Origin of the sequence: Sphingomonas sp., assembly GCF_019635455.1 — a bacterium.
In the GTDB taxonomy this organism is placed as follows: domain Bacteria; phylum Pseudomonadota; class Alphaproteobacteria; order Sphingomonadales; family Sphingomonadaceae; genus Sphingomonas.
The window spans coordinates 87,417-102,412 of record NZ_JAHBZJ010000002.1; the positions used below are offsets into that span (position 1 = coordinate 87,417).

General features: G+C 67.4%; 12 protein-coding genes. 3 read left to right on the top strand and 9 right to left on the bottom strand.

Annotated features, from left to right (window positions below):
• Positions 1-818: 818 nt before the first annotated feature.
• Entirely contained in the window at positions 819-3,746 is a 2,928-nt protein-coding gene (locus KF783_RS03000; protein ID WP_294076456.1) for a TonB-dependent receptor, read from the bottom strand.
• Between the two features lie 231 nt (positions 3,747-3,977).
• On the opposite strand from KF783_RS03000, the gene KF783_RS03005 reads away from it, so the two are divergent.
• Positions 3,978-4,505, top strand: a complete 528-nt coding sequence (locus KF783_RS03005; RefSeq protein ID WP_294076457.1) for a hypothetical protein — start codon at positions 3,978-3,980, stop codon at positions 4,503-4,505.
• A 43-nt stretch (positions 4,506-4,548) separates the two neighbouring features.
• Here the strand turns inward: KF783_RS03005 and KF783_RS03010 are convergent, their stop codons facing one another.
• The 3 genes from KF783_RS03010 to xseA are packed head-to-tail and all read right to left on the bottom strand — an operon-like array spanning position 4,549 to position 7,068.
• Positions 4,549-5,460 (bottom strand): M23 family metallopeptidase, encoded by a 912-nt coding sequence (locus KF783_RS03010; RefSeq protein WP_294076459.1) that lies wholly within the window; start codon positions 5,458-5,460, stop codon positions 4,549-4,551.
• On the bottom strand, positions 5,457-5,657 hold the full coding sequence (locus KF783_RS03015) for a DUF2093 domain-containing protein (RefSeq protein ID WP_294076949.1): 201 nt from the start codon (positions 5,655-5,657) through the stop codon (positions 5,457-5,459). The genes KF783_RS03010 and KF783_RS03015 overlap by 4 nt, the downstream gene beginning before the upstream one ends.
• Positions 5,658-5,688: 31 nt before the next feature.
• Entirely contained in the window at positions 5,689-7,068 is a 1,380-nt protein-coding gene (xseA, locus tag KF783_RS03020) for an exodeoxyribonuclease VII large subunit (protein WP_294076460.1), read from the bottom strand.
• Here xseA and purD point away from each other — a divergent pair.
• Both purD and KF783_RS03030 read left to right on the top strand, forming a co-directional pair.
• Positions 7,067-8,335, top strand: coding sequence for a phosphoribosylamine--glycine ligase (gene purD / locus KF783_RS03025; protein ID WP_294076461.1), 1,269 nt, complete (start codon positions 7,067-7,069; stop codon positions 8,333-8,335). The two genes, xseA and purD, sit on opposite strands and share 2 nt — an antisense overlap.
• Positions 8,336-8,482: 147 nt before the next feature.
• On the top strand, positions 8,483-10,270 hold the full coding sequence (locus KF783_RS03030) for a VWA domain-containing protein (RefSeq protein WP_294076462.1): 1,788 nt from the start codon (positions 8,483-8,485) through the stop codon (positions 10,268-10,270).
• Positions 10,271-10,348: 78 nt separating this feature from the next.
• Here the strand turns inward: KF783_RS03030 and KF783_RS03035 are convergent, their stop codons facing one another.
• From KF783_RS03035 to lgt, 5 genes are all read right to left on the bottom strand, one after another.
• Positions 10,349-11,668: a cystathionine gamma-synthase family protein gene (locus KF783_RS03035; protein ID WP_294076463.1), complete on the bottom strand. Its 1,320-nt coding sequence runs from the start codon at positions 11,666-11,668 to the stop codon at positions 10,349-10,351.
• Positions 11,669-11,744: 76 nt separating this feature from the next.
• Complete coding sequence (gene pgeF / locus KF783_RS03040) at positions 11,745-12,509, bottom strand: peptidoglycan editing factor PgeF (protein WP_294076464.1); 765 nt, start codon at positions 12,507-12,509, stop codon at positions 11,745-11,747.
• Positions 12,506-13,033: a GNAT family N-acetyltransferase gene (locus KF783_RS03045; protein ID WP_294076465.1), complete on the bottom strand. Its 528-nt coding sequence runs from the start codon at positions 13,031-13,033 to the stop codon at positions 12,506-12,508. Before KF783_RS03045 ends, pgeF begins: the two co-directional genes overlap by 4 nt.
• Positions 13,030-14,001 (bottom strand): SAM-dependent methyltransferase, encoded by a 972-nt coding sequence (locus KF783_RS03050; protein ID WP_294076950.1) that lies wholly within the window; start codon positions 13,999-14,001, stop codon positions 13,030-13,032. Before KF783_RS03050 ends, KF783_RS03045 begins: the two co-directional genes overlap by 4 nt.
• 82 nt (positions 14,002-14,083) lie before the next feature.
• The gene (gene lgt, locus KF783_RS03055; protein WP_294076952.1) at positions 14,084-14,956 is read right to left on the bottom strand and encodes a prolipoprotein diacylglyceryl transferase; all 873 of its coding nucleotides are present in this window, start codon (positions 14,954-14,956) and stop codon (positions 14,084-14,086) included.
• Positions 14,957-14,996 lie beyond the last annotated feature (40 nt).

Here is a 14,996-nt window from a genome sequence, read left to right on the forward strand (position 1 = left end):
AACCCGGTGGCTGAACGGGCCGATCGGGGCATGGCTACGCCGTGGCCCGTCGGGTCTGGCGGGAGCGGCTGAGAGGCACTCGATTGCGGTCGGCCCGAATCGTGAGGTCCCTCATCTCCCGGCCGGGGCGACGACGCGTGCGCTGGCCGACCCTTCGGCTCGGGGCGGGACCGTCGCGGCTACGGGCGTGGCGCCGGCATGGCGCGGCGCCCGAGCGTCACTGCGCCACCGTTGACGATCCTTGATCGCCGGGGCGTCGGTGGGGGAGTGGGTGCGCGCATTGCATTCCCCATGAAAATTGACCGGGCGGTGAAGCGCCAGCAGCACGCTCCATCGCACCTTCCCGGCATCCCACCGGCGGGTGAGGCGCCGATCCATCGCCATTCGCACCGGTCAGGCGAAACGCCCGACAATCGCCACGGCCCGCGCACCACCGGGGCCGCGATCCGGCCGGGATCGCGGGGCGGAGGGCCGTGTTTGCCTATGTCGGCCGATCGTCGTCGGCCGCCTCGCGCCATCGACCACGACCCGGCTTTTGATAAGTCACTATCACCTCCTTCTCGCCGGATCGGCGGCGAGGTGTCTGCTGTGTCGTCCGTTGCCGGAACCGCCGACAATCGGCGGACCATGACACACCGCGGGACGGTCCGCCCCGCCGCTCCTGCACAAGATACGAGATCGGCTCAGCCCCCGCAGGGCGCCGTGCGAACGGCGCATATTCCATTCTCGCCTGCCCCCTGCCCGCCCGCGCCGCACGCACGAAAAAAGACGGCGGGGATTTCTCCCCGCCGTCCTGAAGTTCGTCCGATCGGTAAGGATCAGAGCTTGATACGCGCCTGGAAGGTGAAGTTCCGGCCGAGCGCATACCCGTCGTAGAAGTTGATGTTGGTGTTCGCCTGTTCGAAGATACCGGTCGCGGTCTGCGGCGGCAGTTTGCCGAGCAGGTTGTTCGCGATCATGGTGAATTCGAAATTGTCGGTCGGACGCCAGCTGAGCGACAGGTTCACCAGGTTCAGGTCGGGGATCCGAGCGCTGCCCGAGGTGTAGTCCTCCAGCTCCGCACCAACGAAGTTCTGACGGCCACCCTGGCGCCACACATAGCGGACCTGGCCGGTGAACTTGTCGCCGCGCCAGCCGGCGGTCAGCGTGTTACCCCATTTGAAGGTCACGCCGCCAATGCCCGAGAACACGGTGTCGGAGTAGTTGGTCGTGCCGATCTTATACTCATCCACATAGGTGGTGAGGTTGCTGATGTACACGCGACCACCGAACGCCGGGATCGACCAGTCGAAGCCGACATCGACACCCGACGTGACCAGCGGCGTGGCGCTGTTGGTACGGCCGGTGTTGATCGCCGTGATCTGGCCAGTGGCCGGATCGCGGGTGATGCGGGCGCACGACGCCGCGACGTTGTTCGAGTAGCAGTCGATCAGATAGTACGACGCACCCAGACCCGCGACGCGGTTGGTAACCTTGATGTTGTAGTAGTCGGCGGTGATGTTCAGGTTACCGCCAAGCACACGACCGGGCGAAACCACCGCACCGAGCGTGTAGGTTTCGGCCTTTTCTTCCTGAAGGTCGGGCTGACCGAACGAGAACGCCTGAACCTGCGAGTTGATCTGGGCGAAGGTCGGGAAGGCCGCCGCCGGGATCACAGCCGAGCAGGCCGCGACGTTACGGTTCGGGTTACTCGCGTTACAGGGGTCGGTATAGGACGGGAAGCCCTGGTCACCGTTCTGGAACAGCTCGAACACGTTCGGCGCGCGCGCCGCACGGTTGTAGGTGCCGCGGAAGCGGACCTGACGGATCGGAGCGAACTCCGCCTCGGCCTTCCAGTTGAACAGCCCGCCGACCGTCGAATAGTCGGAGTAACGCGCGCCGGCGCCGACCGCGAGGAGATCCGGGAAGCCGTTTCCGCCGAGCAGCGGCAGACGGACTTCGCCGTACACTTCCTTCACGTTGATCGAACCGGTGATCGGCTGCACGGCGTTGAAGCCGTAGATGTTGCCGGTGCGCTGACCATCATCCACCACGGTCTCTGCGGTGTCCTTGCGATATTCGACACCGACCGCGACGCCGACCGGGCCACCCGGCAGGTCGAACAGCTCACCGGTCAGGTTCGACGCGAAGCGGACCTGCTCGAACGTTTCCTGCTGCTGGGTGTCGATCACGACGAAGTTCACCATCGCCGGGGTCAGGGTATTCTGACCGAAGATGTTGATCGGCAAACAGCCCGGCAGCGAGCCGGTCGGACAGCCGTTCAGACCCTGGGTCACCGCAGTGCGGTTGATGTTGCCGATGCCACGCAGCGCGTTATCGACGCGGCCGAAGCTCGCGACGGCGTTGACGTTCCAGCCACCGCCCAGATCGTGCTCCACAACACCACGGATGTTGAACGAGTCGGTCTTGAAGCGGCCGTCACGCGGACCGGTTTCGGTGAAACGACGGTTGATCGTGAACGGAGCGGTCGGGTTCGGGCGGGTCGCCAGAGCCGCGGCCAGATCCGCCGGGATCAGCGGCGAGTTGTACGGAACGACGATGCCGGTCGCCGGCGTCGGCGCCAGATTCACCTGCTGGTTGGCCTGAGTGAACGAGCCGTAGAACTTGAACATCGTCGCGTCGTCCAGCTCATAGCTGCCCAGCGCGGTGAAGGTCAGGCGATCATACGGCGTGATCAGATAGTTCGCCGGCGCATAGTTGTAGCGGCTCGAACCATAAGCGCGCTCCGGACCGTCCGGAACAGCGCAAGCACCGCTCGAGAAGGTCGGGGAGAGCTGGCCAGCGCTGTTGAACGTCAGCGTCGAGGTCGAACGACCGCAGCCCGCCGGGGTGTTCGCCGCGGCGAAGCCCGGGAAGGTGTTCAGCACGGCCGCGTTGAACGGGTTCGACGCGGTGTTCGTGGTGATCGTACCCCAGGCCGGGGTGGCCGAACCACCCGAAACGAGCGTGCCGTAGCCGGTCGGGCGGTTGATATAGTCCGCCGGGCTGTTCGCAATGATGAACGGACCGGTGAAGTTGGTCAGATCCGACAGGATCGCAGCCGAGGTGCGCGAATAGGCGAACTTGTCCTGGCCCACCGCGTCACGATCGAAATACGAGGCGTACAGGGTGATGTTGCCCTTGCCGTCGGCGAAGTTGCCGCCGAACATGCCCGAAACGGACATGTTGAAGCCAACGCCGTTCTCCGAGATGTTGGTCTGGCCGGTCAGCTCCATGCCTTCATAGTCTTCACGCAGGATGAAGTTGACGACGCCCGCGATCGCGTCCGAACCGTAAACGGCCGACGCACCGCCGGTCACCACATCGACGCGCTGGATCAGGCCGACCGGGATCTGCGAGATATCGACGACGCCGGTCGTGGTCGACGGAGGCAGGCGCTCACCATTCAGCAGGATGAGCGTACGACCCGGGCCAAGGCCACGCAGGTCGAGGGTCGCGAAATTCTCGCCGCCCGAGTTGTTCGACACGCGGGTGTTGCCCGGAATGACCTGCGGCAGTTCGTTGACGAGGTTTTCGAGCGTCTGCGTACCGGTCAGCGCGATCTGCTCGGCCGAAACGGTCGTGACGGGGCTCGGCGCGTCGAGGTCGGGGCGCGCGATGCGCGTGCCGGTGACGACGATCGGGCCGCTTTCTTGGGTGGTGGCGGCATCGCCGTCGGTCGTCTGCGCAAAGGCAGGCGCTGCCGCGAGCGACGAGCCGATCAGCAGCGTCGACGCCAGCAGGCGGGTGCGGAAAACAGATTTCATAGGTTCAAACCCCCTAGGTGAGAACAGTGGCGGAGTTCATTGAATGCCGGCGCAATACCAGCACTGCCCCCGTGTCTAATGTTACGTTCAGCTTCGCCGCAACGCACATTTGGCAGAAAGCGGGGATTTGAGGCCCGGTGTGACAAATTCGACACATTTTTGAAATCGCGCTGCAACGTCGCCCCGCCTTGCATTGAGCCGCCTTAATCCTAGGATCGCGAGCGGAAGGGGATGTTGCCGATGTATGTCACCGCGATAACCATGTTGCTTGCCGGCGCGTCGGCGTCTGTTGCACCGCAAGAAGCCGAATCGGCCAAGGTGATCGATCAGATCGCCCAGTGCCGCAGCATCGCCGATGCCGCCCAGCGGCTCGCCTGTTTCGACGGCGCCGCCGCCGCGCTTCAGACGGCCCGCGACCGGCGGGAAATCGTCGTTTTGGACCGTGAAGCGGTGAAGCAGACGCGCCGTCGGCTGTTCGGAATCGCGCTCCCCAAGATCAAGCTGTTCGGCGGCAGCGACGACGATGACGAGAAGGAGGAGATCCGCGAGATCGACGCCAAGATCGTCTCTGCCCGTCCGATCGCCAATGGCCGCTGGGTCATCAAGCTGGATGACGGATCGACGTGGCAGACGATCGAACCGTTCGCGAGCGCCGAACCCAAAGCGGGCGATTCGATGCATATCAAACGGGCCGCGCTGGGCAGCTTCATGGGATCGGTGAACGGCCTGCGTTCGGCACGGATCCGGCGGACGGACTGACTCGCGTCCCAATGCGGGACGGGCCGCGCCGCATGTGGCGCGGTCAGTCCGCCGTGACCGGCATCGATCCCGCCAGCAGCAGCGGATCGATTCGCGAATCGCGCCACTTCATGCCCCAGTGAAGATGGGGGCCGGTCGCCCGTCCGGTCATCCCCACCGCGCCGACCGGCTGTCCGCGCCGCACGACGTCGCCCAGCTTCACGTCGATTCGTGACAGGTGGAGAAACGCGCTGTTGAGGCCCATGCCATGGTCGATCATCAGCAGTCGGCCCTCCAGCGTGAAGGGCTGTTGCGCGGCCAGGATCACCACCCCGTCGGCAGGGGCCAGCACCGTCGTTCCGCTCGGTCGCGCGACATCGACGCCCGAATGATAGGCCCCGGGCTCGCCCTTGTAGACCCGCTGCGATCCGAACAGGCCGGACAGCCGGCCGGTCACCGGCCACATGAACTGCTGGCGCCAGCCGGCCGATTCCGACCTGATCGCACGGGCAGCGTTGATCTGGCGCAGTTCGTCGGGACGGCGGCGCTGGAATTCGGCGCTCGGCTGCGCGAAACGCGGCAAGCGGTCGAGTCGCTCGATCCGCCAGGCACGCGGCTGAACCGACAGCGTGCGCCGGACCTCGCTCCCGTCGACACGCGTCGCGACCAGCGTCGCGCTCGGCCCGGCGTCGCGGTCGAACGCGATCAGGAACTTGCCATCGGGGGCGAGCGGAACGTCACTGCCGTTGAAGCTGATGCGGGTGGTCAGCGCCGGCGCACTCGCCAGCACCACGCCGCCCTGGATCAACGGGCCGTCGAACAGGAAGTCGTTGCGCGACGCCGCCTGCTGCACCGGCTCCAGCGGCAGCGATGGCGGCAGCGGGGCTGCGATCGCCGCCGGCTCGGGCGCCATCGAACAGGTACCCATCAGCACCAGCGTCGTGGCGGCGGTGAGGATGCCCCCCAGCGTCCTCATGCCGCCAGCATCGCCCGGGTCGCGATGTCGGCGCTGGCATAGGCCTCCTGCCGGGCCACGCTCCAATATCGCAGCGCGTCGAGCGGAATCGCCTCGCCGGTCACCGCGCAGGCGACGTGATCGCCCGGGGCCAGTACGCGAAACCCGTTCGCCATATAATGGAGCCGCGCCGGGCGGGCGGTGTTGGACGACATCAGCATGGTTACGCTCGCTTTGGCTTCGGACGGGTCAGAGCAGGCTCGGCTGCTCGGGCTTGTCCCCAGCATAGGATTTGCCGCCCGGCCGCTCAACCCGCGCATCGACATTGCCATCGCGGAAGTGCAGCACCACCGCGCCGGCGCCCCGCGCATCGGCGGCCGACGTCACCACCCGATCGCCCAGCTTCGCGCTCACCCGGACATAGCCGCGCTGGAGCAGATTGTCCGGATTGACCGAATCGAGCAGCCGCGCCGCTCCCTCGAACCGGTGGCGCAGCGCATCGAGCCGCGCCTGGAGCAGCGCGGGCCGCAAGGTCGTGGAAAGCCGCTGATAGCTCGATTCCGCGCGCGCGACCCGGCGTTCGAGCGCGCGGTCGAGCCGGGCGCCCAGATCGTCGGCACGCTGGCGCTGGGGTCCCAGCAGCGCGTCGCGCCGGGGCAGGACACGGACGAGCGCCGCCAGCCGCTCCGCGCCGCGCTCGTGATAGCGGCGCGCGCAGCGTTCGGTGCGCAGCGCGAGCGACTGGATCATATGGGCAAGGTCGGCGCGCACCGGCACCGCGAGTTCCGCCGCAGCGGTCGGCGTGGGCGCGCGCATGTCGGCGGCATAGTCGCACAGGCTGGTATCGGTTTCGTGTCCGACCGCCGAGATCACCGGAATCGAACAGGCGGCGACGGCGCGTACCGCCACTTCCTCGTTGAACGCCCACAAATCCTCGATCGATCCGCCCCCCCGCGCGACGATGACCAGATCGGGGCGCGGGACCGGCCCGTCCGCCGGCATCGCGTCGAACCCGCGCACCGCATTGGCCACCTCCTGCGCCGCGCCCTCACCCTGCACCTTGACCGGCCAGACGAGGACATGGGTCGGGAACCGGTCGGCAAGACGGTGGAGGATGTCGCGGATCACCGCCCCGGTGGGCGACGTCACGACGCCGATGACACGCGGCGCGAACGGCAACGGCCGCTTGCGCGCGGGATCGAACAGGCCCTCACCGGCCAACTGCGCCTTCAGCTTTTCGAACAGCGCCATCAGCGCGCCCTCGCCGGCCAGTTCCAGGCTCTCGATCACGATCTGATATTTGGAGCGGCCGGGATAGGTGGTGAGCTTGCCGGTCGCGACCACCTCGATCCCGTCCTGCGGCGCAAAGGCGAGCCGCGCGGCCTGGCCCTTCCACATCACCGCATCGATCACCGCATCGGCATCCTTGAGCGCGAGATAGGCATGGCCCGAGGCGGCGCGTTTCCACCCCGAAATCTCGCCGCGCAGCCGGACATGGCCGAACGCGCCCTCCACCATCCGCTTGAGCTTGGTCGAGAGTTCGCCGACCGACAGCGGCGCGGCGTTGTCCCCTTCCCGCCCCTCGGCTACGAGCCGCGGCGTATCGATGTCGTCAAAGGGATCAGCCATGAACGTCCTGCTGTTGGGATCGGGGGGCCGCGAACATGCGCTCGCCTGGAAACTCGCGCAATCGCCGCTGCTCGATAGCCTTCATGCGATTCCCGGCAACCCCGGAATCGCCGAACATGCGCACTGCCACGAGGTCGCGCTGACCGATCACGACGCGGTGATCGCCCTGTGCCGCGCACACGCTATCGGCTTCGTTGTGGTCGGGCCGGAGGCGCCTCTCGTCGATGGGCTGAGCGACAGCCTGCGCGCGGCGGGGCTGGCGGTGTTCGGGCCGAGCCGCGCGGCGGCGCAACTGGAAGGATCTAAGGGTTTTACCAAGGACCTGTGCGCGCGGGAGGGGATTCCGACCGCCGGCTATGTCCGCGTTACCGATCTCGCCACCGCGCGCACGGCACTCGCCCGCGATTTCGCGCGGCCGGTGGTGATCAAGGCGGACGGGCTGGCCGCAGGCAAGGGGGTGACCATCGCCATGTCGGACGCGGAGGCGGAAGCGGCGATCGCCGCGATCTTCGAAAAACCGGGCGGCGAAGCGGTGATCGAGGAGTTTCTTGACGGCGAGGAGGCGAGCTTCTTCGTCATTACCGACGGGGCGAACTTCGTCGCCTTTGGCTCGGCCCAGGATCACAAGCGCGTCGGCGATGGCGATACCGGACCGAATACCGGCGGCATGGGCGCCTACAGCCCAGCCCCGGTCCTCACCCCGGAGCTGGAAGCGGAAGCGATCGAGACGATCATCAGGCCGACGATCGATGGCATGGCGAAGGCCGGGACGCCCTATTCGGGCGTACTCTATGCGGGCCTCATGCTCACCCGCACCGGGCCGAAGCTGATCGAATATAATGCGCGGTTCGGCGATCCCGAATGCCAGGTGCTGATGATGCGGCTGGAGGACGACCTGCTCGATCTGATGCGCGCGACCGAGGCGGGCGAACTCGCCGGCCGCGCCGCGCCGCGCTTCGGCGCGCGCACCGCGCTGACCGTGGTGATGGCGGCGAACGGCTATCCCGGCACCCCCGAAACCGGCGGCGCGATCGGGGGGATCGGCGCGGCGGAAGCGACCGGCGCCAAGGTGTTTCAGGCGGGAACGCGGCGGAGCGACGGGGGAATCGTCGCGGCGGGGGGGCGCGTCCTGGCGGTCACCGCGACCGGCGCGAGCGTGACCGAGGCACAGGCCGGCGCCTATCGCGCGGTCGATCGCATCGACTTTCCGACCGGATTCTGCCGGCGCGACATCGGCTGGCGCGAAGTGGCGCGCGAGCGGGATTGAGGGCGGCAGCACCCGGTGGCGCTGGCCCCGCCCGCAGATCAGACGAAATCTGACATTGCGGGTGATATTATATCCTGTTCATCTGTGGCTCATTGGCCGGGCGCACCCTGGCGCCACGAACCTGTCGCATAAGGAAGGGGACCATCCATGAAGCGTACCACCGCTCTCGTCAGCCTCTCGCTCCTGCTCGGCGCCGCCGCGCCGCCCCCGCCGCCCCAGTTGCGCGAACGGCCGCCCGCGCCTGCTCCGCGCGCCGACAATGGTTCGCCCGTGCGCTGCCAATATGCGCCTGGCCGCTACATGCCCCGCCGGTCGCCGGGGATCGCCGGCGGCCAGGCCTATGGAACGCAACCCGCGCCGGCGCCACAGGCGATGCCTGCACCCCCACCCCCGCCCGCGCCACCTCCACCGCCCCCGCGCACCGGCGTAAGGCCCGTGCCGGTTCCCGGCTCTCAATCGGATTTCGCCGCGCGACGGATCGCGCCGTCCCGGGCCATCGCCGCGCCGCAATATGGCGCGCCGGGCAATCGCGAGCGCTATGAGGGCAAGGAGGTCGCATCGGTCCAGGCGGTCGCGCAGACACCGGTCTCCACCTTCTCGATCGACGTCGATACCGGCAGCTATTCGAACGTTCGCCGTTTCCTGCAAAAGGGCCAGACCCCACCCGCATCGGCGGTGCGGACCGAGGAGATGATCAACTATTTCCGCTACGATTATCCGCTGCCCGCCAGCCGCCAACAGCCGTTCAGCGTAACCACCGATGTCGCGCAGACGCCGTGGAACCCGGACACGCGGCTGCTGCGCATCGGCCTGCGCGGCTATGACGTGACCGCGCAGGGGCGGCCGGCGGCCAATCTGGTCTTTCTGGTCGATGTGTCCGGATCGATGAGCAGCCCGGACAAGCTGCCCCTCGTCAAACAGGCGCTGACGATGCTCGCCGACAAGCTGACGCCCCGGGACCGGGTGTCGATCGTCGTCTATGCCGGGGCGGCGGGCGTGGTGCTGGAGCCGACCGCGAAGAAGGAATATGTCCGCGCCGCGCTCGACTGCCTGGAGGCGGGCGGATCGACCGCCGGCGCCCGGGGTATCCAGATGGCCTATGACATCGCGTCGGCCAATTTCATCAAGGGCGGGATCAACCGCATCTTCATCGCCACCGATGGCGATTTCAACGTCGGCGTCAGCGACAACAAGGCGCTGGAGGCGATGGTCAGGAAATATCGCGACAGCGGCGTCACGCTCACCACGCTCGGCTTTGGCGCGGGCAATTACAACGAGGCGCTGATGGAGCGCATCGCCGATCTGGGCAACGGCAATTACGCCTATATCGACAGCGCGATGGAGGCGCAGAAGGTGCTGGACGACGAACTCAGCGCCTCGCTCTTCACCATCGCCAAGGATGTGAAGGTACAGGTCGAGTTCAATCCCGCACAGGTGAAGGAATATCGCCTGATCGGGTATGAGAATCGCGCGCTCGCCGAAGAGGATTTCGACAATGACGCGGTCGATGCCGGCGATATCGGCGCCGGGCATCAGGTGACCGCGATCTACGAGGTGGTGCCGGCCGGTGCCAAAGGCTGGCTGCCCGACCGCCGCTATGCCGGCAACCAGCCGCCCGCCGCCGCGGGCAAAGGCGGTGAACTCGCCTTCGTCAAGCTGCGCTACAAATTGCCCGGCCAGGATATGTCGAAGCTGATCGAAAAGCCCGTTCCGGCGGTGCTGATGCGCGGCGCCCCGGCCCCGCGCGGCGACATGGCCTTCGCCACCGCGGTCGCTGCGTTCGGGCAGAAGCTGCGCGGCGACAAATATCTCGGCCGCTACAGCTATGCCGACATTCGCGGCCTGGGCGGCAACCCGCAGGGCTATTGGCGCAACGAGTTCCTGAAACTCGTCCAGCTCGCCGCGACGCAGGAGGTGCGAAAGGCGGACGATTGAGGGCGGACGCCTACGGATCGCCGGCCAGGTGCGGCGCGGCGGCCACCCCGGTTCGATCCGGGGTGGCCGCCCGGCCGGTCACACCGCCTTCAGCGCCGCGTCGAAATCGGCGATCAGGTCGTCCGCGTCCTCGACCCCGATCGAGATGCGGACGAGATTGTCGGTGATGCCCAGCGCCTGTTTGCGCGCGTCCGGCACCGACAGATGCGTCATCGCGGCGGGCGCCGACGCCAGCGTCTCCGTCCCGCCCAGGCTGACCGCCAGCTTCGCGATCTTCAGGCTGTCGAGGAACGCGAACGCCTCCCTTTCCCCGCCCTTCAGATAGAGCGAAAAGGTCGATCCCGCGCCGGTGCAGTGGCGGTCGTAAATGTCCTTCTGCCGGCTGCCCTCGGGCAGGAAGCCGAGATAGCCGATGCTTTCGACCTTGGGATGATCGCGCAGGAATTCGCAGACCTTCGCCGCATTCTCGCCCGCGCGGCTCATCCGCAGTTCCAGCGTCTCGAGGCTGCGCAACAGCATCCAGGCGGTATTGGGGTCACAGATCGTGCCGATCGTGTTGCGCATCAGGCGGATGGTGTTGATGTGCGCCTTGCTGCCCAGCACGCCGCCGGCGACCAGATCGCTGTGTCCGCCGGCATATTTGGTGAGCGAGTAGACGACGAGATCCGCGCCCTGCTTGAGCGGCTTCGCCCAGAGCGGGCCGAGAAAGGTATTGTCGATCGCGATCGGCGGTTTGGCATCGCCGAACACCGCGTCGCGCGCGGCGGCCACCGCCTCGACATCGACCAGCACGTTGGTCGGGTTGGCCGGGCTTTCCAGATAGATCAGCGCGACATTGCCCGACGACGCCTTTTGCAGCGTCGCCTCGATCTCCTCCCGCGTCGCGCCGGCGGGGAAATCGACCCAGTGGACGCCGAACTTCCCCAGGATGCGGGCGATCAGCGTCTCGGTCGCGGCATAGAGCGGGCCGGAATGGACGATCGTGTCGCCCGGCTTCACCATCGCCAGGAACAAAGTCGCGATCGCGGACATGCCGCTTGAAAAGGCGAGCGCGTCCTCGGCCTCTTCCCATACGCCCAGACGATCCTCCAGGATTTCCTGGTTCGGCCCGTTGAAGCGCGAATAGACCAGGCCCTCGGCGCCGCCGGGGCGTTTGCCGGTCACGCCCTCGAAATGGCGCTTGCCCGCCGCCGCATTGGGAAAGACGAAGGTCGAGGTGGCAAAGATCGGCGGCTTGAGCGACCCCTCGGACAGCATCGGATCATAGCCATGGCCCATCATCAGCGTGCTCGCCTTCAGCTTGCGGCCACCGATCTTGTCGATTTCGGGCTTGGGATGGCGGCGCGGGGTGCCGCCGGTCAGCGCGGCCTCATCGGGCTGTTCGGGCTTGTCGGTCATCGGCGTCCGCTCCTTGGTATCGAATGTTACGAATTGCCGGTCCAGTCGCACCTACATGGCGGGGCGTCAATCCGGGTCACGCCAGCGCGATCAGCGAAATCTGGCGTCCGTAATCGGCCTCGCCCCGATGCGTCGCGCGCCGGTAGCTGTAGAAACGATCGGGCTGGGCATAGGTATCCTCACCCAGCGCCGTGACGGTGCGCAATCCGGCATCGGCCAGGCGATGAACGACATAGGCCTCCAGATCGAACTGGTGATGCCCCGGCGCGCCGGGAGCGAAAAACCGTTCGTTCGCCGGATCGGCGGCGGCGAAGCGGGTGAGGAACCCGTCATCGACCTCATAGCTTGCCCGTGAGATGCACGGGCCGACCGCGGCCGCAATCCGTTCCCGCCGCGCGCCCAGCGTTTCCATCGCCGCGATCGTCGCATCGGTAATTCCGCCGATCGCCCCCTTCCACCCGGCATGGGCGGCGGCCACCACCCCGGCATCCCGGTCGGCAAACAGCACCGGCGCGCAATCGGCGGTCAGAATGCCCAGCAGCAGGCCGGGGCGGTCTGTCACCAGCGCGTCGGCATGAGGGCGAAGCGCGTCGTCCCACGGCGCGACCACGCACACCGCGTCGGCCGAATGGACCTGATACAGGGTGACCAGCCGCGTGTCCGGCGCGACGGCGGCGATCGCGCGACGCTGGTTCTCGATCAGCGCGGGCGTCGGCGGCAGGCCGCGCCGCCCCATGTCCAGCCCGGCGGTTTCACCCGTCGATACGCCGCCGCGCCGACCGAGAAAGCCATGGGCAACCCCGTCGAGCGCGTGGGCGCGAACGACCTCGACCCCGCTCACAGCGCCAGCCGCATGATCAGGTCGCGGTCGATCTGCCGCCCGACCGGAAACGCATAGTCGCCGACATGATCGAAGCCGTAGCGATCGTAGAAGCGGATCGCGCGCGCGTTCTTTTCGAACACGGTGAGCAGCAACGCCGGCGCACGCCGCGCCCGCGCGGTGGCCAGCGCCCATTCCATCAGCGCCGGCGCGACCCCGCGCCCGTGCCAGTCGGTCGCGACATAGAGTTGCGACAGCTGCGCATCGTCCGGCCCCGCCTGATCGAGCCAGGGCGGCGTCAGCTTCGCATAGCCGACGATCTCATCGCCGGCGCGCGCCACCTGCCACGTGATCGCAGGGTCGTGCAGGCCCCGGCGCAGCGCGCCCTGCTCGCCGAACGCCTGATCCAGAAACGCGGCGAGATCGTCGGGGTGATAGAATTGCGCGAAGGTGTCGTGCCAGCTCGCCAGCGCCATCGCGTCCAGCGCGGCGGCGTCGGCGGGTGTCGGCGCGTCCAGCCGGATCGCGATATCGGACAGACTCATGCGAAGCCCGCCGGCGCCGGCCAGCCCGGCGCGGTCAGTGCGACCACCTTGAACAGCTCGCCCATCGCCGCGTCGCCGGTCAGCCGGTCGCGCGCGGTGGCGATCTCGTCGGCGCGATCGGGCGCGGCCTGGATCAGCGCCTGGGCGCGCGGACCGATGCCGAGCGATTCCAGATATGCGCCCTGGGTCACCGGGCCATGCGCGACCAGCCCCTCCACCCGGGCGGCCTCGACCAGCGTGCCGAAATCGACATGGGCGGTCAGATCGGCCTCGCCCGGTTCCTCGAACGGATTGGCATAGGCATGGCCGCGCACCGCCTGCAACGTGTCGCCGATCGCCGGCCCCGAATAGCCATAGTCGATGACGATCGCGGCGCCGCCCTGTGCCATCAGCTTGGCGGCGAGTGCGCGCAGCACGGCGACGCTGGCGGGCGAGGTTTCCAGGATCGATCCGTCGGGCGCGTCGCGCAGATGCTCCGGAATGATCGGATCGAACACGGTGTTGCCGACGACCGGCAGGAACAGCGTGTCCTGACACGCGACCAGCCGTTCGCGCCACCCTTCGGCCGTCCGGATCAGCTGACGGATCGGCAGCGCGTCGAAAAACTCGTTCGCCACCACCAGCAGCGGCGCGTCGTCGGGCAGGCCGACAATGTCCAGCGCCCATTCGGCATGCGGCACGCGCGCGCGCTGCGCCTCGCGCAATACCGGGCTGTTCTCGACCAGATGGACCGGCGGCGTCAGCCCGGCATGGCCCATCGCGCGCAACGCGTCGGCGGCGAGCGTTCCGCGTCCGGGACCCAGCTCCACATAATGCGCCGCCGGCCGCCCCGCCCGGTCCCACAGATCGGCGAGCGCCAGACCGATCAGCTCGCCGAACATCTGGCTGATTTCCGGCGCCGTCGTGAAATCGCCGCGCGCGCCCAGCGGGTCGCGGGTCGCATAATAATGGGTGTTGGCCGCACCCATGAATTGCGACAGCGCGATCGGCCCCGCCAGCGTGATCGCGCGGGCAAGCCGGTCGGGAAGCGTGCCTTCCTCGCTCACCGGATCAGGCGATGCTGGGTCCGCCGGCGACCGGCTCGATCCGCTCGCGCCGCCGCTTCGCCGTCGCGATCAGATAAAGGCCGCCGACGATCATCGGAACGGTGAGCAGCTGGCCCATGTGCAGTCCCGGGGTCGCAAAGATCGTGTCGGCGAACTGCACGTCATATTCGCGGAAGAATTCGACGAAATAGCGCGACAGGCCATAGCCCAGGATGAACGTCCCGACGAGCTTGCCCGGCTGATACCGCGCATCGGTCTTCCAGAACATGAACCACAGCACCGCGAACAGCACGATGCCCTCCAGCCCGGCCTCATAGAGCTGGCTGGGATGGCGCGGCACGTTCTGGCCGGTGCGGTCGAACACGATCGCCCAGGGGACGTCGGTGGGCCGGCCCCACAATTCGCCGTTCACGAAATTGGCCAGCCGGCCAAAGAACAGGCCGAACGGTGCGCAGCAGGCGACATAGTCGTGGATGCGCAGCCAGTTGAGCCCTTCCTTCCGCGCCAGCCAGATGATCGCCAGCGTCACGCCGATCACCCCGCCATGGAACGACATCCCCCCCTCCCACAGCCGCAACAGGCTGAGCGGTTCGAGGAACAGGCGCGGCTGATAAAAGATCGCATAGCCCAGACGCCCGCCCAGGATGATGCCGATCGTGGCATAGAACACCATATCGTCGGCGTGGCGGCGCGCCATCGGCGCACCGGGCTGGGCCAGCAGCTTGAGCAGATACCACCAGCCGATCAGGATGCCCGCGATATAGGCGATCGAATACCATTTCAGGCTGAACGGCCCGATCGTGAAGATCACCGGATCCAGCCCCAGATCGGTGAAGTGCAGATAGGAGCCGGCGGTCGCGGCGGCGGTCGTCAGGATCACGTTGGGGCCTCCCCGGCAGTTCGGCGCCGTCCTATCC